This window comes from Clostridium pabulibutyricum, assembly GCF_058242705.1.
The window spans coordinates 35,811-50,676 of the sequence record NZ_JBZAYZ010000019.1; the positions used below are offsets into that span (position 1 = coordinate 35,811).

15 protein-coding genes are annotated in these 14,866 nt (G+C 35.2%); 5 read left to right on the top strand and 10 right to left on the bottom strand.

Annotation, left to right across the window (positions count from 1 at the left end; genetic code table 11):
- The first annotated feature begins 32 nt into the window (after positions 1-32).
- Positions 33-911, top strand: coding sequence for an acetyl-CoA carboxylase, carboxyltransferase subunit beta (gene accD, locus AC4CVH_RS15090; protein WP_490788559.1), 879 nt, complete (start codon positions 33-35; stop codon positions 909-911).
- 27 nt (positions 912-938) lie between these two features.
- Positions 939-1,778 (top strand): acetyl-CoA carboxylase carboxyltransferase subunit alpha, encoded by an 840-nt coding sequence (locus tag AC4CVH_RS15095; protein WP_490788560.1) that lies wholly within the window; start codon positions 939-941, stop codon positions 1,776-1,778.
- Between the two features lie 39 nt (positions 1,779-1,817).
- On the opposite strand, the gene AC4CVH_RS15100 is transcribed toward AC4CVH_RS15095, so the two are convergent.
- The 5 genes from AC4CVH_RS15100 to AC4CVH_RS15120 all read right to left on the bottom strand — a co-directional run bounded on the left by AC4CVH_RS15100 (position 1,818) and on the right by AC4CVH_RS15120 (position 5,214).
- Positions 1,818-2,339 carry a ferritin gene (locus tag AC4CVH_RS15100; RefSeq protein ID WP_490788561.1) on the bottom strand — a complete coding sequence of 174 codons (522 nt, stop codon included), beginning with the start codon at positions 2,337-2,339 and terminating at the stop codon, positions 1,818-1,820.
- 99 nt (positions 2,340-2,438) lie between these two features.
- Positions 2,439-3,641, bottom strand: coding sequence for a S8 family serine peptidase (locus tag AC4CVH_RS15105; RefSeq protein ID WP_490788562.1), 1,203 nt, complete (start codon positions 3,639-3,641; stop codon positions 2,439-2,441).
- An 85-nt stretch (positions 3,642-3,726) separates the two neighbouring features.
- Positions 3,727-4,158: a DMT family transporter gene (locus AC4CVH_RS15110; RefSeq protein ID WP_490788563.1), complete on the bottom strand. Its 432-nt coding sequence runs from the start codon at positions 4,156-4,158 to the stop codon at positions 3,727-3,729.
- A gap of 145 nt (positions 4,159-4,303) precedes the next feature.
- Positions 4,304-4,795 (bottom strand): dUTP diphosphatase, encoded by a 492-nt coding sequence (locus tag AC4CVH_RS15115; RefSeq protein ID WP_490788564.1) that lies wholly within the window; start codon positions 4,793-4,795, stop codon positions 4,304-4,306.
- A gap of 173 nt (positions 4,796-4,968) precedes the next feature.
- The gene (locus tag AC4CVH_RS15120; protein WP_490788565.1) at positions 4,969-5,214 is read right to left on the bottom strand and encodes a TM1266 family iron-only hydrogenase system putative regulator; all 246 of its coding nucleotides are present in this window, start codon (positions 5,212-5,214) and stop codon (positions 4,969-4,971) included.
- A 191-nt stretch (positions 5,215-5,405) separates the two neighbouring features.
- Here AC4CVH_RS15120 and AC4CVH_RS15125 point away from each other — a divergent pair, with 191 nt between their 5' ends.
- Positions 5,406-7,220 carry a DUF4434 domain-containing protein gene (locus AC4CVH_RS15125; RefSeq protein WP_490788566.1) on the top strand — a complete coding sequence of 605 codons (1,815 nt, stop codon included), beginning with the start codon at positions 5,406-5,408 and terminating at the stop codon, positions 7,218-7,220.
- 138 nt (positions 7,221-7,358) lie between these two features.
- Positions 7,359-8,750 carry an asparagine--tRNA ligase gene (gene asnS, locus AC4CVH_RS15130; RefSeq protein ID WP_490788567.1) on the top strand — a complete coding sequence of 464 codons (1,392 nt, stop codon included), beginning with the start codon at positions 7,359-7,361 and terminating at the stop codon, positions 8,748-8,750.
- Positions 8,751-8,805: 55 nt separating this feature from the next.
- Here the strand turns inward: asnS and AC4CVH_RS15135 are convergent, their stop codons facing one another.
- From AC4CVH_RS15135 to murA, 4 genes are all read right to left on the bottom strand, one after another.
- Positions 8,806-9,309 (bottom strand): SEC-C metal-binding domain-containing protein, encoded by a 504-nt coding sequence (locus AC4CVH_RS15135; RefSeq protein ID WP_490788568.1) that lies wholly within the window; start codon positions 9,307-9,309, stop codon positions 8,806-8,808.
- Between the two features lie 131 nt (positions 9,310-9,440).
- Positions 9,441-10,013, bottom strand: coding sequence for a GerMN domain-containing protein (locus AC4CVH_RS15140; protein WP_490788569.1), 573 nt, complete (start codon positions 10,011-10,013; stop codon positions 9,441-9,443).
- Between the two features lie 20 nt (positions 10,014-10,033).
- Positions 10,034-10,819 carry an MBL fold metallo-hydrolase gene (locus AC4CVH_RS15145; protein ID WP_490788570.1) on the bottom strand — a complete coding sequence of 262 codons (786 nt, stop codon included), beginning with the start codon at positions 10,817-10,819 and terminating at the stop codon, positions 10,034-10,036.
- Between the two features lie 47 nt (positions 10,820-10,866).
- Complete coding sequence (gene murA / locus AC4CVH_RS15150) at positions 10,867-12,123, bottom strand: UDP-N-acetylglucosamine 1-carboxyvinyltransferase (RefSeq protein WP_490788571.1); 1,257 nt, start codon at positions 12,121-12,123, stop codon at positions 10,867-10,869.
- Between the two features lie 250 nt (positions 12,124-12,373).
- Here murA and AC4CVH_RS15155 point away from each other — a divergent pair, with 250 nt between their 5' ends.
- The gene (locus AC4CVH_RS15155; protein ID WP_490788572.1) at positions 12,374-12,922 is read left to right on the top strand and encodes a 2'-5' RNA ligase family protein; all 549 of its coding nucleotides are present in this window, start codon (positions 12,374-12,376) and stop codon (positions 12,920-12,922) included.
- 51 nt (positions 12,923-12,973) lie between these two features.
- Here AC4CVH_RS15155 and AC4CVH_RS15160 read toward each other — a convergent pair.
- Positions 12,974-14,866, bottom strand: a 1,893-nt coding sequence (locus AC4CVH_RS15160) for a glutamine synthetase (RefSeq protein ID WP_490788289.1), incomplete at its 5' end; no start/stop codon positions are given.

Here is a 14,866-nt window from a genome sequence, read left to right on the forward strand (position 1 = left end):
CATGAATTTGCTGGAAAGGAGATGCGCGGTATTTGTTGAATAATTTTTTTGGCAAAAGAAAGTATATTACAGTAAGTCAGGAGTCTTTGAAGAATGTTCACAATGATGTGAAAGCCCAACCATCAATACCAAATGGTATGTGGGTTAAGTGCACTAAATGCAAGAAAGTATTGTACAAAGATGATCTTGAAAGAAACAACAAGGTATGCCAGTATTGTGGACATCACTTTAGAATGAGTGCAAAAGAGAGAATAAAGCTTGTAATGGATACTGACAGTTTTGAAGAGTTTGATGCTGAGATGCAGTCAGACAATCCAATACAGTTTGAAGGATATGAGAGCAAGCTTCAGTCCATGATTGACAAGACGGGATTAAGGGAAGCTGTTGTAACTGGCAAAGGAACTATTGGGAATATGAATGCAGTGGCTTGTTTTATGGACAGCAATTTTATGATGGGAAGTATGGGTTCTGTAGTTGGAGAGAAAATAACACGTGCAATTGAAAAAGCAATAGAGTTGAGATTCCCGCTTGTTATATTTACTACATCAGGGGGGGCCAGGATGCAGGAGGGTATGTTCTCACTTATGCAGATGGCAAAAATAAGTGGAGCATTGAATAGGTTAAGCAAAGAAAAACTTTTATATGTAACTGTAATTACAGATCCTACCACAGGTGGAGTTACGGCAAGTTTTGCAATGCTTGGAGATATTATTATTTCAGAACCTGATGCACTTATAGGGTTTGCAGGAAGAAGAGTTATTGAACAAACCATAAGGCAGAAATTGCCGGATGGGTTTCAAAAGGCCGAGTTTTTGCTGGATCATGGATTTATAGACAGTATAGTTCCAAGAAAGGACCTTAAGAAGGCACTTAAGAATATACTTGTTATCCATGATGAAGACAGGCGATAGCAGGGTTCAATGAAGGAGGTTTGCCGCATGGTAAAAATAGAGAAACTTCAAAATATCATAAGTGACAGGTTGGACAAAACTGCCTGGGAAAAGGTAACTATTGCAAGAATGGTTGAGAGGCCTACATCTCTTGATTATATAAATAGAATATGTGATAATTTCATGGAATTACATGGGGACAGATGCTTTGGAGATGATTCGTCTGTAGTTGGAGGTATTGCGCTTTTGGACGGTGATCCTGTGACTGTGATAGGACAGCAAAAAGGCAAGAGCACCTCTGAAAATATAAAAAGAAATTTTGGAATGCCGGAGCCTGAGGGATATAGAAAAAGTCTGAGGCTTATGAAGCAGGCTGAAAAGTTTGAAAGACCAATTATATGCTTTGTTGATACACCTGGAGCTTTCTGTGGCATGGAAGCTGAAGAGAGGGGACAGGGACAGGCGATAGCCAATAATTTAATTGAAATGTTCAATCTTTCAGTGCCAGTAATATCCATAGTAATAGGTGAAGGTGGAAGTGGAGGAGCACTTGCATTTGCTGTAGCAAATGAAGTATGGATGCTTGAAAACTCCGTATATTCCATATTGTCGCCTGAAGGTTTCGCTGGAATATTGTGGAGGGATGCTGCGAAAGCTAATAAAGCTGCAGAAGTTATGAAGTGCACTGCCAAAGATTTAAAAAGTTATGGAATAATAGATAAAGTATTGAAAGAACCTCAGGGAGGGGCACACAAAGATGTTGACAAAGTGGCCCGTGTCATAAAAAACGAACTTGTGGAAAGCATTGGTATATTAAAGAAATATTCTAAAGATGAACTTTTGAATCAAAGATATGATAAGTTTAGAAATATGGGTAAATTTAAATAAAGGCTGTAGATAGAAAGTATCTATAGCCTTTCCCACGTGTTAGGCAGGATTTGCGGAGTCAACAGGCGGTGTGAATGTTCTTGCTTGAAGTTCCGTATCAAGCATATACAGGGCAGCTGGGTTTTCACCGATCCTCTCCAGTTTTTTAACTAGTTTTGTAAAAGTTTCCTCCTCTTCTACCTGCTCGTCAATGAACCATTTTAGGAGACTTGTTGTAGCGTGCTCTTTTTCTTCTGATGCTATGTTCATAAGATTGTATATTCTTGCTGTAACTTTTTTTTCATGGGATAGAGCCTTTTTACACGCATCGAGTATGGATTCATATTCATTGTCAGGTGCATCAATGCCACCTATTGATATCCGTGAATCAGTCTGATTGAGAAAATTATAAAATTTTGAAACATGATAATTTTCTTCTTGAATTTGCACTTTGAAAAAGTTTGAAAATCCATCTAGATCCAACGAATCGCAGTATGCCTGCATTGAAAAATATAAATTTGAAGAATACATTTCATAATTGATTTGATCGTTTATAGCAGTTGCAAGTCTTTCACTTAACATTTTAGAAACCTCCTCTTTGGTATATTAATTAATAATAGAAATAATTTGTTAACATTAATTATTATAACATTATTCGGGTGAAATTTAAATAACAAGCTATCATTTTATAGCTAAAAGCTTATTGAAATCTATCATTCCAGAGCCTTGATACCATTTTGGAAAACTCAACAATTTACATGATATTTTCAGAAGTGAAATTAAATCATTAAAACCAAGATCAGGTTTTTTTTCATACAATAGTGCGCATATACCGCTTATATAGGCAGCTGCACAGGAGGTACCAGTATAACAAGTATAAGAATTCTCTATAGAAGTAGGATATAATTTTTTGCCGTTCCTTTGAGATATATACCGGGTGTTTGAATTTGTGGAACATATGTCTACACAGGCTGCAACAAGATCGGGCTTTTGAGATTTACAAAATGGACCACAGCTTGAGTATTCGTATGGCTTTATATTTGGAGAGGAGGTATCTATTCCTCCAACCACTATGCAGTTGTTTAGAGTGGCGATACCGCATATACTGTATTTGTAATTGCCTCTATTTCCCGAGGGAAGTACTACTGCCATGCCTTTTTCTACAGCAATATCGAATAATCTCTGAAACAATGACAAAATAAAATTGTTCCTCGAAGTAAATTCAAAAGGAAGGCATATTATCTTTAAATTTAAATCTTTTGATTCCTGGATGAGTTTTTCTATTGCGTAGAGTATGTCTGATGCATATCCATATCCTAGAGAATTGAAGGCCTTTATTGAGTAAATTTTGGATTCAGTTGCAATACCGCGGCAGGCAATCTTTGAATTGCTGCCGTTTGAGGCTATTATGCCGCTCATAAAGGTTCCGTGTCCGTTGTCATCGTAGGGATAGTCAAGGCTGTTTACAAGATCAATGAATCTTGTTATTTTATTCTTGCCGGAGGTAAGGTCAGGATGAGGGTATGTTCCTGAATCTACAAGGCCTATGCATATGTTTTTCCCGGTAAGGCTGCATTCTTCATAAGAGTATACTTTATTTGCAGAGACTATGTTTTTGGCACATAAGTTTGCGCATATGTCCCACGTTATATACTTGACTTCTGGAAGTTCGGATATTCTTTCAAGCACCCGTGAATTTACCTCTGTACATACACAGTTTATGAGGGAAATGTTTTTGTTCGTGTTTGAGCTGTAACTTTTCAATTTTTTCAGTACTCTTTCCACAAGGGAACTGCATTGTATGATTACTCTGTAATTTCTATAATATCCTTTATCTAGGGCAAGCTTCAGATCCGGATCAAATTTATTTTTTATAGAAAACATTCAATTCTCCTAAACAATTGTTTTACTAGTATTATAGTATGTTTATATCGGAGAGTGTGATGATGGTATAAAGGTGTATTTTCGATTATTTATTCCACTTGAGTATTATTATCCCGGATATCAGCATTATTATTCCAACCAACTCATGCAGATTGAATTTTATTTTATTGGAGCCAAAGAGTCCAAGGAGATCTATAAGAAATGCCATTATAAGCTGAGATACAAGTATTGTGGCTACGGAATGAGTCGGGCCGAGTGTCTTTATTCCATACATTACAGTGAAAGTTATGATTACACCGAGAACTCCTCCAAGCAGATATATTTTTCTGCAGGATTTTATATTGTGAATATTCCCACTGCCTGTCAAAAGGGCAATTGCGAGTGTAATTGAAAAAGCTATTCCCTGTACGACTGCATTTGTTTCAGAGAAGCCTATTTTCTCTCCAAGCCTTGTGTTGAATACGCCCTGAATACTCATAGCCATCCCAGATATTATGGAAGATATGGTTCCAAGCATTATACCACCTTCTTATATTTTTATGATTTATATTTGAAATATAAATAGAATATAGATTATTTTAACCCAAATTTTATTTATTATAAGTGGAGGTATATTAAAAGAGGCCATTAAAACTTGAGTTTCAATGGCCGAATAAGTAAGATTAGCAGTATTTTTTTTCATCTATATAATTTGTGTTCATGTAAATTTTACTATAAGTTTTTTCTACTTCTACAGGTGAGTATCCAAGACTTGAACAGAGACTCAAAAAGTCTTCAAGTAATGTTATGTAATGATCCTTTGAGGAACATACTAAAAAATCATTTATATCTACGTATATATTTAAAAATTGAGAAGTTATATTGCGATTATTTTCTTTAGTTTGTACGTTGTTTATATTGTCAAACTGTTTTTCTAATCCTAAAGCTAATATAAAATATAAAGAATTAGCAAGTTGATCCAATATAGCAGAGGAGTTTGTAGCTTTACTTCTGCTCCAAAACTTAAAACATCGTGTTTTATCAGCCAGTTCACCAATTTCAACTTGAAGTGCCAGTGTTTTTTGTGAAAGAAGAGAAATCCCTTCAAGTCCCTGATCTTTTCTAAGTGCGTCATCTAAATTTTCTTGTAATTCAAATAAATTGGTAAAATCCATATATAGAGCCGCCTTTCTTATAATTAAATAATATAATTATTGCAAAATTATTTTGCAAATGCCCACATATATATTTTAACGAAAATTAGAGGATATTGAAACAATGTGCAATCCTTTACAGATAAATTTATTATAAAAAATTTTCTGTAAAGGATAATCAAAAATAATTCAAGCTATTTTTTTGTCATTGCTGTTCTTACTGTTATTCCATTTATTTTACCTAATTTGCCTGTCATAGAACTTATTTCATTTGAAGTTCCATCCACTATTATGGATATGATGGATATGTTCTTCTCTCTGTAAGGTATTCCCATTCTTCCTACTATTATGTGGGCGAAAGAATGAAGGATCTGATTTACAGTATTTGCATTTTCAAGATTTTTTACTACTATTCCAACTACACCTATTCTGGTTTCCATAATTTTATTGATATAATGATAGCATAGGAATCACATTATACTTCCTCCGTTTTTATATTTCCCCAAGTGTACTGCCTATGTCAGTATCAATATAGGGGGGATTTGTATTTTAATCTAAAACATTATATCATAAACTTATTACTCTATTGATTTTAAAATTAATATGAGATGTGAAAGGAAAATTGTGAATCATGAAACTAAAAAATATTAAACTTCTTTCTGTATTGGTGCTGGTTGGTGTAATTTTTAGTATTATTTATTTTAGAAGTCCTTTAAGGGTACAAAAAGGGTATCCTATATTGTCAGGTTCTTTTATACAGATAGACATGACTCAGAACTGGAATCAGGAAAAGTGGAATGACGAGTTTAAGTATCTAAAGCAGAACAAAATGGAGTATGTAATTTTGACAGGTATCAGTTCTACAGATCATAATATTACAAAAACAGCGTATAAGAGCAGTATTCCGGGAGTGAAGAAGATTTATGGAACCAAGGATGAGGTTGAATTGTGTTTGAAGTCGGCTGAAAAATTTGGCGTTAAGGTATTTTTGGGCACTGATTTTAACAGTGAATGGTGGAATAATTCTGCAAACAACTTCGAGTGGATTAACAAACAGATGGATAGGACAAATCTTATATGTGATGAATTGTACAAAAAGTATCATGAAAAGTACAGAAACTCGTTTTATGGGTGGTATTTTCCGTATGAAGTCGATAACGCAAGGTTTAATACTACAGATAAGTTTGACACCCTTGCGAAGGCTATAAACATGAATCTGGATTATCTTGATTCCAAAGGTGAGAGACTGCCATTTCTAATATCACCATTTATGAATTCTGAAGCAGGCAGTTCGCTGCAGTACGCCGAAAACTGGAAACACTTTTTTCAAAGAGTAAATTTCAAGCAGGGTGATATATTTTGCCCGCAGGACTCTGTAGGGGCGGGAGGACTTGATATAGACCAGGTAAATGAATGGTTTACTGCATTGAGGCATGCAGTTGATACTAAGAAGGGACTTAAGTTTTGGGCAAATATCGAAACTTTTGATTATGTTAACAGTTCTAGTATTACACTGGATGAACTTGTAAAAAAGATGGAGCTTGAAAGTCCGTGTGTAGATAAATTTGTGAGCTTTTCTTACAGTCATTACTATAGTCCCAATAATATTGATTCAGGATTTAATGATGATTATGAAAAATATGTTTTATCGGGAAAGCTTAAACACAGGAGACTTGCCAGACCTAAAAATTTATCAGTGAAGGAAATTGGAGATTACAAGTTTAAAATATCGTGGAACATGCCGACAAATGCTAAAAACATATGTGCATATAGGGTGTATAGAAATGGTGTATTAATATACAATCCTACAATACAGAGGAAATATGGAGGAGACAGCAGAAATTTTTGTTTGTATATGATTGACAAGCCTTTGCCGGAAAAAGGTGTTGAAACCTATACCTATGAGGTTAAAGCTGTAGACTTCTCGGGAAACTTATCAAAATCAGCCAGACCAGTTTCCGTAAAAGTAGAAGGGCTCAAGGTGTCAAAAAATCTTCTATCTCTGGGAAGCAGATATAATATGAGTCCACAGCCTGATTTTGATTATTTGAATAAGGAAATAAAGCTTACGGACGGGAAATATGCATCAGGAATGACTGTTAAGGATGAGGCTTTTGCGGCATGGTATGGCAATTCATTTAATATTGATTTGGACCTTGGGAAACTTTATAAGGTAAATCAGTTCATGATTGATTGCTACAGGGAGCCGAGAGGGTTTGGGATGCTTCCAAAGGCGGCATCGGTTGCGGTATCAGAAGATGGTGTAAATTTTAAACCGGTGGGACTTTTCCAGATACCATCAGTTCCATTTTCAGATAGGAACGGGACTAAATATCCATTTTATCTTACTCTTGACAGGTCAGTGAATGCAAGGTATGTAAAATTCACTATAATATCAGAACCAAATTATTATACGGTTATAGATGAAATTCAAGTAAGAAATTAAAATATAGAATGTAGAATTATTGACATAAAATTATATAAATATTATAATTTTAAGGTATAGTCCGATGAATTGCAGCTCTTTTGTCCCTTTATGGATGGAAGAGCTTTTTTGTGAAAATCATATGTTGGAGGTCATGTCATGGAATTAGTACTAGTGAAGTCTATTTATAGAAATACTGAAAAGTTTGCAGATCGGGATGTAAAAGTTTCAGGCTGGATTAGAACTGTAAGAGACTCGAAATCATTTGGATTTATAGAGTTGAATGATGGCACGTTTTTTAAAAATGTTCAGATAGTTTTTGATGATACTCTTGATAATTTCAAGGAAATATCAAAACTTCCAATAAGTTCGTCTATTTTAGTTGAAGGAAAAGTAGTTATAACTTCTAATGCAAAACAGCCTTTTGAAATAAAAGCAAAAAAAATAAATATTGAGGGAAGGTCTTCTTCCGATTATCCTCTTCAGAAAAAAAGACATACTCTTGAATATTTAAGAAGCATTGCACACTTAAGGCCAAGAAGCAATACATTTTCTGCTGTTTTCAGAGTGCGCTCTATTGCAGCATATGCAGTACATAAGTTTTTTCAGGAAAGAGGATTTGTCTATGCCCAGACTCCGCTTATAACGGGAAGTGATTGTGAAGGTGCAGGAGAGATGTTTAAGGTAACAACACTTGATCTTTGTAATGTTCCTAAAAACGGAGATGGATCGATAGATTATTCAAAGGATTTTTTCGGAAAGGAAACAAATCTTACCGTAAGTGGACAATTGTCTGCAGAAACAATGGCACTTGCATTTAGAAATGTTTATACTTTTGGACCAACTTTTAGAGCTGAAAATTCAAATACTGGAAGGCATGCTGCAGAGTTTTGGATGATAGAGCCTGAGATGGCATTTGCAGATTTGAATGATTACATGGATACAGCAGAAGAACTTGTTAAGTATATAATAAAGTATGTGATGGAAAATGCACCGGAGGAAATGGCATTCTTTAATTCATTTATAGACAAAGGATTGTTCAAAAGACTTGAAAATGTGGTGAATTCAGATTTTGGAAGGATAACTTATACTGAGGCAGTGGATGTACTTAAGAAGAGTGGCCAAAAATTCGATTATCCGGTGGAATGGGGAATTGATCTTCAAACCGAACATGAAAGGTTTTTAACTGAAAAAATATATGGAAAGCCTATATTTGTAACGGATTATCCAAAGGACATAAAAGCTTTTTACATGAGGGCGAATGATGATGGAAAGACTGTTGCAGCAGCAGATCTCCTTGTACCTGGAGTTGGAGAAATTGTAGGTGGAAGTCAGAGAGAGGAAAGATACAGTGTTCTTGAAGATAGAATAAGTGAGCTCGGACTCAGTAAAGAAGATTATTGGTGGTATCTTGAGCTTAGAAAATACGGTGAAACCAAACATTCTGGATTTGGACTTGGATTTGAGAGAATACTTATGTATATGACTGGAATGTCGAATATAAGAGATGTTATTCCATTCCCTAGAACTACAGGTTCAGCAGAGTTTTAGAAAATTAAACACGGTGTATACATTAAGTTGTATACACCGTGTTTGTAGTTATTTATTATGCAGTTTTACCACAGCAATTTTTGTACTTTTTGCCACTGCCGCATGGACAGGGATCGTTTCTTCCGACTTTATTTTTATTCACTATAGTTTTTGAAGATGTCCATTTTTTATGAATTTCTCTTCTCTTTTGCTTTGAAAAAATTGATTCCCATTGTGGTAATTTATATAAATAGTCTGCTTTTGCATCAAGCATATTAAAATATAATTTTTCAAAGTCTATTTTAATAGTTATTTCAGAGCTTTCTTCAAGACTCTTGAGATCAAGGCTGGTCTCCAAGCTGTCATTTATTCCATCGAGAAATCCGAGAAAAAATAGAGTTGAAATGTCAAAGCTTTTGGATAGACTCTTTATGCTGCCATTTAGCTCAGACATATGTTCCGATAGTAATTTAGTATAGATATTTTTTTCTATAGATCCATATTCTTTCCAAAATTCAGTTTCTCCTTTGGTTTTTACCATTGTTACGACGGTATTTGTCCAATCATCATATAAACTCATGTCTAATCCTGCCATTATAGTTAGGCAGTACCTCCCCTTCGTTTTTTATTCTAATATCAAATAAGTTGAATAAACACTTGAATTATTATAATAAATATTATAATAATTTGCAATAATTAATGTGGTATTTTTTATTTCTCATTTACATTGAGATTGTCAAGATCATTTTTCCCAATAGGTTTTGACAAGTCAAAGTTACCTCCAAATAAATTTCTATCTGAGTTGTTTATATATATTTTTACCTTGTGGATGCTTGATAGTTGGGTCAGAGATAGAACTATGCTTTTTATACAGGTTTCTTCTTTTTCGGGAGACATATTTTCATTGGCTTCTTTGCTTAAGTTAAGGTAGGCAATATTGTCTTTAATGGATAAACTTATTACCCTTGTGTTGTTGTTTAGCACGGGATAAAGCCTGCTTTTAACTGAAGGGCCTTTTATAAGTTCGTTTACTATTGTCTCCGCAAGAAGTTCATCTTTGCTTATGCTTCTTGGTTCTTTGGATACTTCCACTTTACTGCCGTCTCTGGTAGAGTTGAAATATACATTTAGTTCTACTATATCATTTTTCTGATTTGAAAACACTATGTTTTTCTCTTTTTCGTTATTGCGTGTGCTTAAAGTGTCGTTCCTGTCGCAAGCTGTCAATGAGAAGTTGAATATCAGGATTGTAGAGCACAATAAAAGAGTAAAAGTTTTCTTCATAACATTAGCACCTTTTCTCATCAAAATTTTGTGTAATTGCTTGGCATGGTTCTTTCTGCCATGGTTACATTTAAGTCACTGTTTAATTTTAATCCTGCATCATTTAGTACATTGAGTACGGTTTTGTAGGCAAGTTCAGGATAGTTGTTTACTTTGCTTAAATGTCCAAGGATTATTTTTTTGAATTTGGTGCTTGATATATCGAGTATTGCTTTACCGCAATCTTCATTGGAAAGATGACCTATTTTGCTGAGTATTCTTCTTTTTAAAGTATAGGGATATGGACCGAATTTCAGCATTTCAACATCATGATTGCTTTCAAGAAGTACTACATCTGCTTTTGTCAAATGTAATTTTATTTCATTTGACAGGAAGCCCAAATCAGTTGCTATGCAGGCACATTTGTTTTTGTTTTGAATGTCATAGCCCCTTGGATCGGCTGCATCATGTGATATCCTGAAGCTTGTTATGTCAAGATCTTTAATTTCAACATAATCGTTCTCGATTGTTTTTATGTTTTGTTCTTTTATCTTCCCTATTGATTTTGACATGGCATTCCATGTGGCTTCGTTGGCATATATAGGTATATTATACCTGCGCGACAATATGCCGACACCTTTAATGTGGTCTGTGTGCTCATGTGTAATTAAAATAGCGTCTATTTCGTTGGGATTTTCATGTATGCTACATAGGGCTTTTTCCATTGCTTTGCCTGTTAAACCGGCATCAACGAGAATTCGCGTATTTTTTGATGCTATAAAAGTGCTGTTTCCGCTGCTTCCACTAAATAATGGACAAAAAATCATAATAATTCTCCTTGTGGTTTGAATAGTGCTTTGGATAACAATAAAAGTTATTCGGAATCTCGGTGTATGTCGGCACCAAGTGCTTTAAACTTATCTTCTATATTGGGATATCCCCTGTCTATGTGTTCTATGCTCAGGACCTCTGTTGTACCTTCTGCTATAAGACCTGCAATTACCATTGCAGCACCGGCTCTGAGGTCAGTGGCTTTTACAGTGGCACCTGTCAGGTTTTGGATTCCGTCTATTATTGCAGTTCGTCCTTCAACTTTTATGTTTGCTCCCATCTTTTTCAACTCGTCTACGTGTTTGAACCTGCTCTCCCATATACTTTCATTTATTATGCTTCGGCCTTTTGAAATGCTCAAAAGGGAGCTCATAGGTTGCTGTACATCTGTAGGAAAGCCAGGATAAGGCTGGGTTTTTATATTAACTCCGGTTAAATGACCACTTGATTTTACTGTAATACAGTCACCATCTTCTTTAATTTCAGCACCCATTTCAATCAATTTTGCAGATATGGATTCAAGATGTTTTGGAATTACATTTTTAATTATAACCTCGCCACTGCAAGCAGCTGCAGCTATCATGTAGGTGCCTGCTTCTATCTGGTCCGGTATTACACTGTAATTGCATCCATTCAAACTTTCTACTCCAACTATTCGTATGACGTCTGTACCTGCGCCTTTTATGTTTGCACCCATACTGTTTAGAAAATTTGCCACATCCACTACGTGAGGTTCTTTTGCAACATTTTCAAGAGTAGTTATACCTTTTGCCAGTGCTGCAGCAAGCATTACGTTTATAGTTGCACCAACACTTACAACATCAAAGAAAATGTTTGTTCCTATAAGTTCATCCGCTTCAACTATTACACATCCATGCGTAATTTTTACTTTTGCTCCAAGGGCTTCAAATCCCTTTATGTGCTGATCTATTGGTCTGACTCCGATTGGACAGCCTCCTGGAAGCTCAACTTTTGCTTTTTTGAATCTTCCAAGAAGTGCTCCTATCAGATAGTAAGATGCACGCATTTTTCTTACATCTTCCGTGCTTGCATTTAAGTTTACTATATTTGTACTGTCTATTGTGGCAGAATTTTTGTTGATTTTAATGGTACAACCGAGACTTTTAAGTATTCTTTCAATACAATGAACATCTTCTATGTTAGGTATGTTATCTATTATACACTTATCTTTACTTGCCATTAATGCAGCTGGTAATATTGCAACAGCAGCGTTCTTTGCACCATTTATTTCTATGGAACCAAACAGAGGTTTACCTCCGTTAATTATCAATTTATCCATTTATGTACCATCCTTATCGATTTATATTTATATAAAGTTTAGAAAATATCAAATTAATTCATATTACACAAATTTTATTATATCATAAATTAATGTCTTTTTAACATAAAAATTTGTGAAAAAAGGCTACTGTGAAAAACACGCTTAAATAGGCACTTTAAGGGAGATTAAATATTCCATGGAAGAATTATATGATATAATTGTTGTAAAAGATTTTACTACAACTTTTTACTAATGGGGGTATTATAAAATGAGGTATTATTTGGTGGCATTATTTGATAGAAATTCTTACTCTTATATTGAACGTATTCAGAGAAGTATGTGTAGAAAATACAAACTTTACAGGCATATGCCTGTTTTACATATAACGCTTGCAGTTATAGAAAACCCAGATGTGGAGAAATTATATAAAGTAATTTCGAAACTTCTAGGCCCATATAAAAATTTCAAGGTGGAGATCAATGGAGCAATATGTTTCGAACCTCCGTACAAATCGGTAAATCTCAAGATAGAAAAGAAAGGTTATATAACCAGGCTTACAAGACAGATAAATGATTTATTGAAGCTTTATAAGTTCGATGTAAAGGCAAATATGGAGAACTGGGATCTTCATGTTGCGCTTGCCAATACAAATTATGCAGTAAGAGAATGGTCAAGCAAAGAATATGCTGCAGCATGTGAAACTGCAAAAAAAGAAAACATTTGTAAAATGGTTACTGTAAATAGAATGGCACTGTGGAAACCTATAAATAATAGAAGAGAGATGACAGTTAAAACCTTTAGGCTTAGAAAATATTGAAAAAAAGAACCACTGGAAAGAATATTTCCAGTGGTTCTTCTTTATCTGGTGTTATATGTCGAGCAAGTTTTTCTTGTAGTTGGAATACAAATTTCTGAGATCGAACATCTTCTTTTCTATGTCTATCTGAAGATCTGATGCAGTTCCGTAATCTTCAGCATCTATAGCCTCTTTTATCTGTGTGAAGAGACTCTTTTTGTCGTATGAATCCTTAAGAAGTTCATGTCTCAGGTTGTCTATCTTCATCCAGTTTGCAACGTCTATATCAAGAGCTTTGTCTATGGAGTGAAGCATTTTTGCGTTCCTTATTTCTTTTGTATACTGATTCAATACTCTGTGGCTCAGTTCAATTAACCATTTTTCTATATAAGCTGTCTTGAAGCTTTCTATATATTTTTCTTTCAAAACTCCGCCTTTTGTAAGTACTGCTTTTTTCTCAGGATATTTGTCGAGGGCTTCAAAGTTTTCGTATACCGTTGCTGGAGCCTTTCCAAAGAGGTCTTCCCTTTCTTCATCGGAATAGCATTCAAATACATCTATTTCACTTCTGTATTCTCTGTCCTTGTCAAAGTAGTCTGCAGATTCTCCCTTTTTCTTTGAAAGTTCCTTCAAAAGGTCTTCCTCAGACTTGTTGTTCTTTACTGCATATTCTATTCCGTCAACCATTGCTATGTAGAGTGCGCCTACTGCAATGTAAGTATTTGTTCCTGGATTTGGGGCACGGAGTTCGAATCTTGTTGCAAGAGGACTCTGCATTTCTCGTACAACACCTATGAGTACGGATCTGTTCCTTGATGGTACTTCAACCGAACGTCCTATTGAAGTTACTATACATACAGGTGCTTCAAAGCCGGGTTTCAATCTTCTCAAGGCATCTGTAGTTGATGAAACAAAAGGATTCAATACTTCATAGTTCTTGAGTATTCCCATGATTGATCCGTATCCGAATATGCTTAGGAAGCTGTTTTTCGAAGAGAAAAGATTTACTCTTTTTCCATTTTTCAGTTTAAGGGCTATCCCTATATGGGTGTGTTCTCCGCTTCCTGCGATTCCCTCAACAGGCTTTGCCTTGAAGGTAACATTGAGTCCGTTTTCCTTGAAAGTTTCTTCTATTATATTCTTTACGAAGGCTTCATTGTCAACTGACTGTACTGATGTTGAATATTTCCAGTCAACTTCCATCTGCTCCATTATTTCATAGTTCCCGTTTTCATCGATCTTGGCCTGGATTCCGCCGACTTCCTTGTGTCCCATTTCAGGCTCAAATCCGTAGATCTCCATTATCTCGAGGGATTGTTCAAGAGCTGTCTTTACAGCACCTTTTGTTCTTGCCCAGTACTGTTCCTTTAAAACCTGTGAAGTTGAAAGGTCCTCAACTTCTGTCTTGTTGTTTGGAGTACTTACCCAGAATTCAAGTTCTGTTGCGGATGTTCCTATGATATCCTCTATGTCGTCAATCTTTATTCCGATTGAGGAAAGTGAAGCAGGGTATTTTTTGAAAAGGTCTGTGAGATTTGATTTCAAATATTCTATTGAATGTTTGAGCACATACCTTGAATCTACTGCTGATCCATTGTGGTACAGGAAGCAGGGAATTCTCAAGGTTCCAACAGGCTTTCCAGTTGCTTCATCCAGGTTGTCTTTATTGTAGTCTACAAACCAGTTGACATCAAGATCAGGCACCATATCAACCTTCGCATCGTCGAGAGTTGCAATTCCAGGAAGTATGATGGAAGAACCGTCTGTCTGTACTGCACCTTTAAGGAAACCATCTATATCGCTTAAAAATACTTTGATTGGTATTTTTTCATCTGTGTTGTTGCCGCAGAGGTCAACTCCTACAGCTGATACGAATTTTATCTCCGGATGTTTCGTTAAAAGTTCCTTGAGACTTTTTTCATTATGACTATCTTTTGATATTGAATAAATTAAATCTTTTGACAT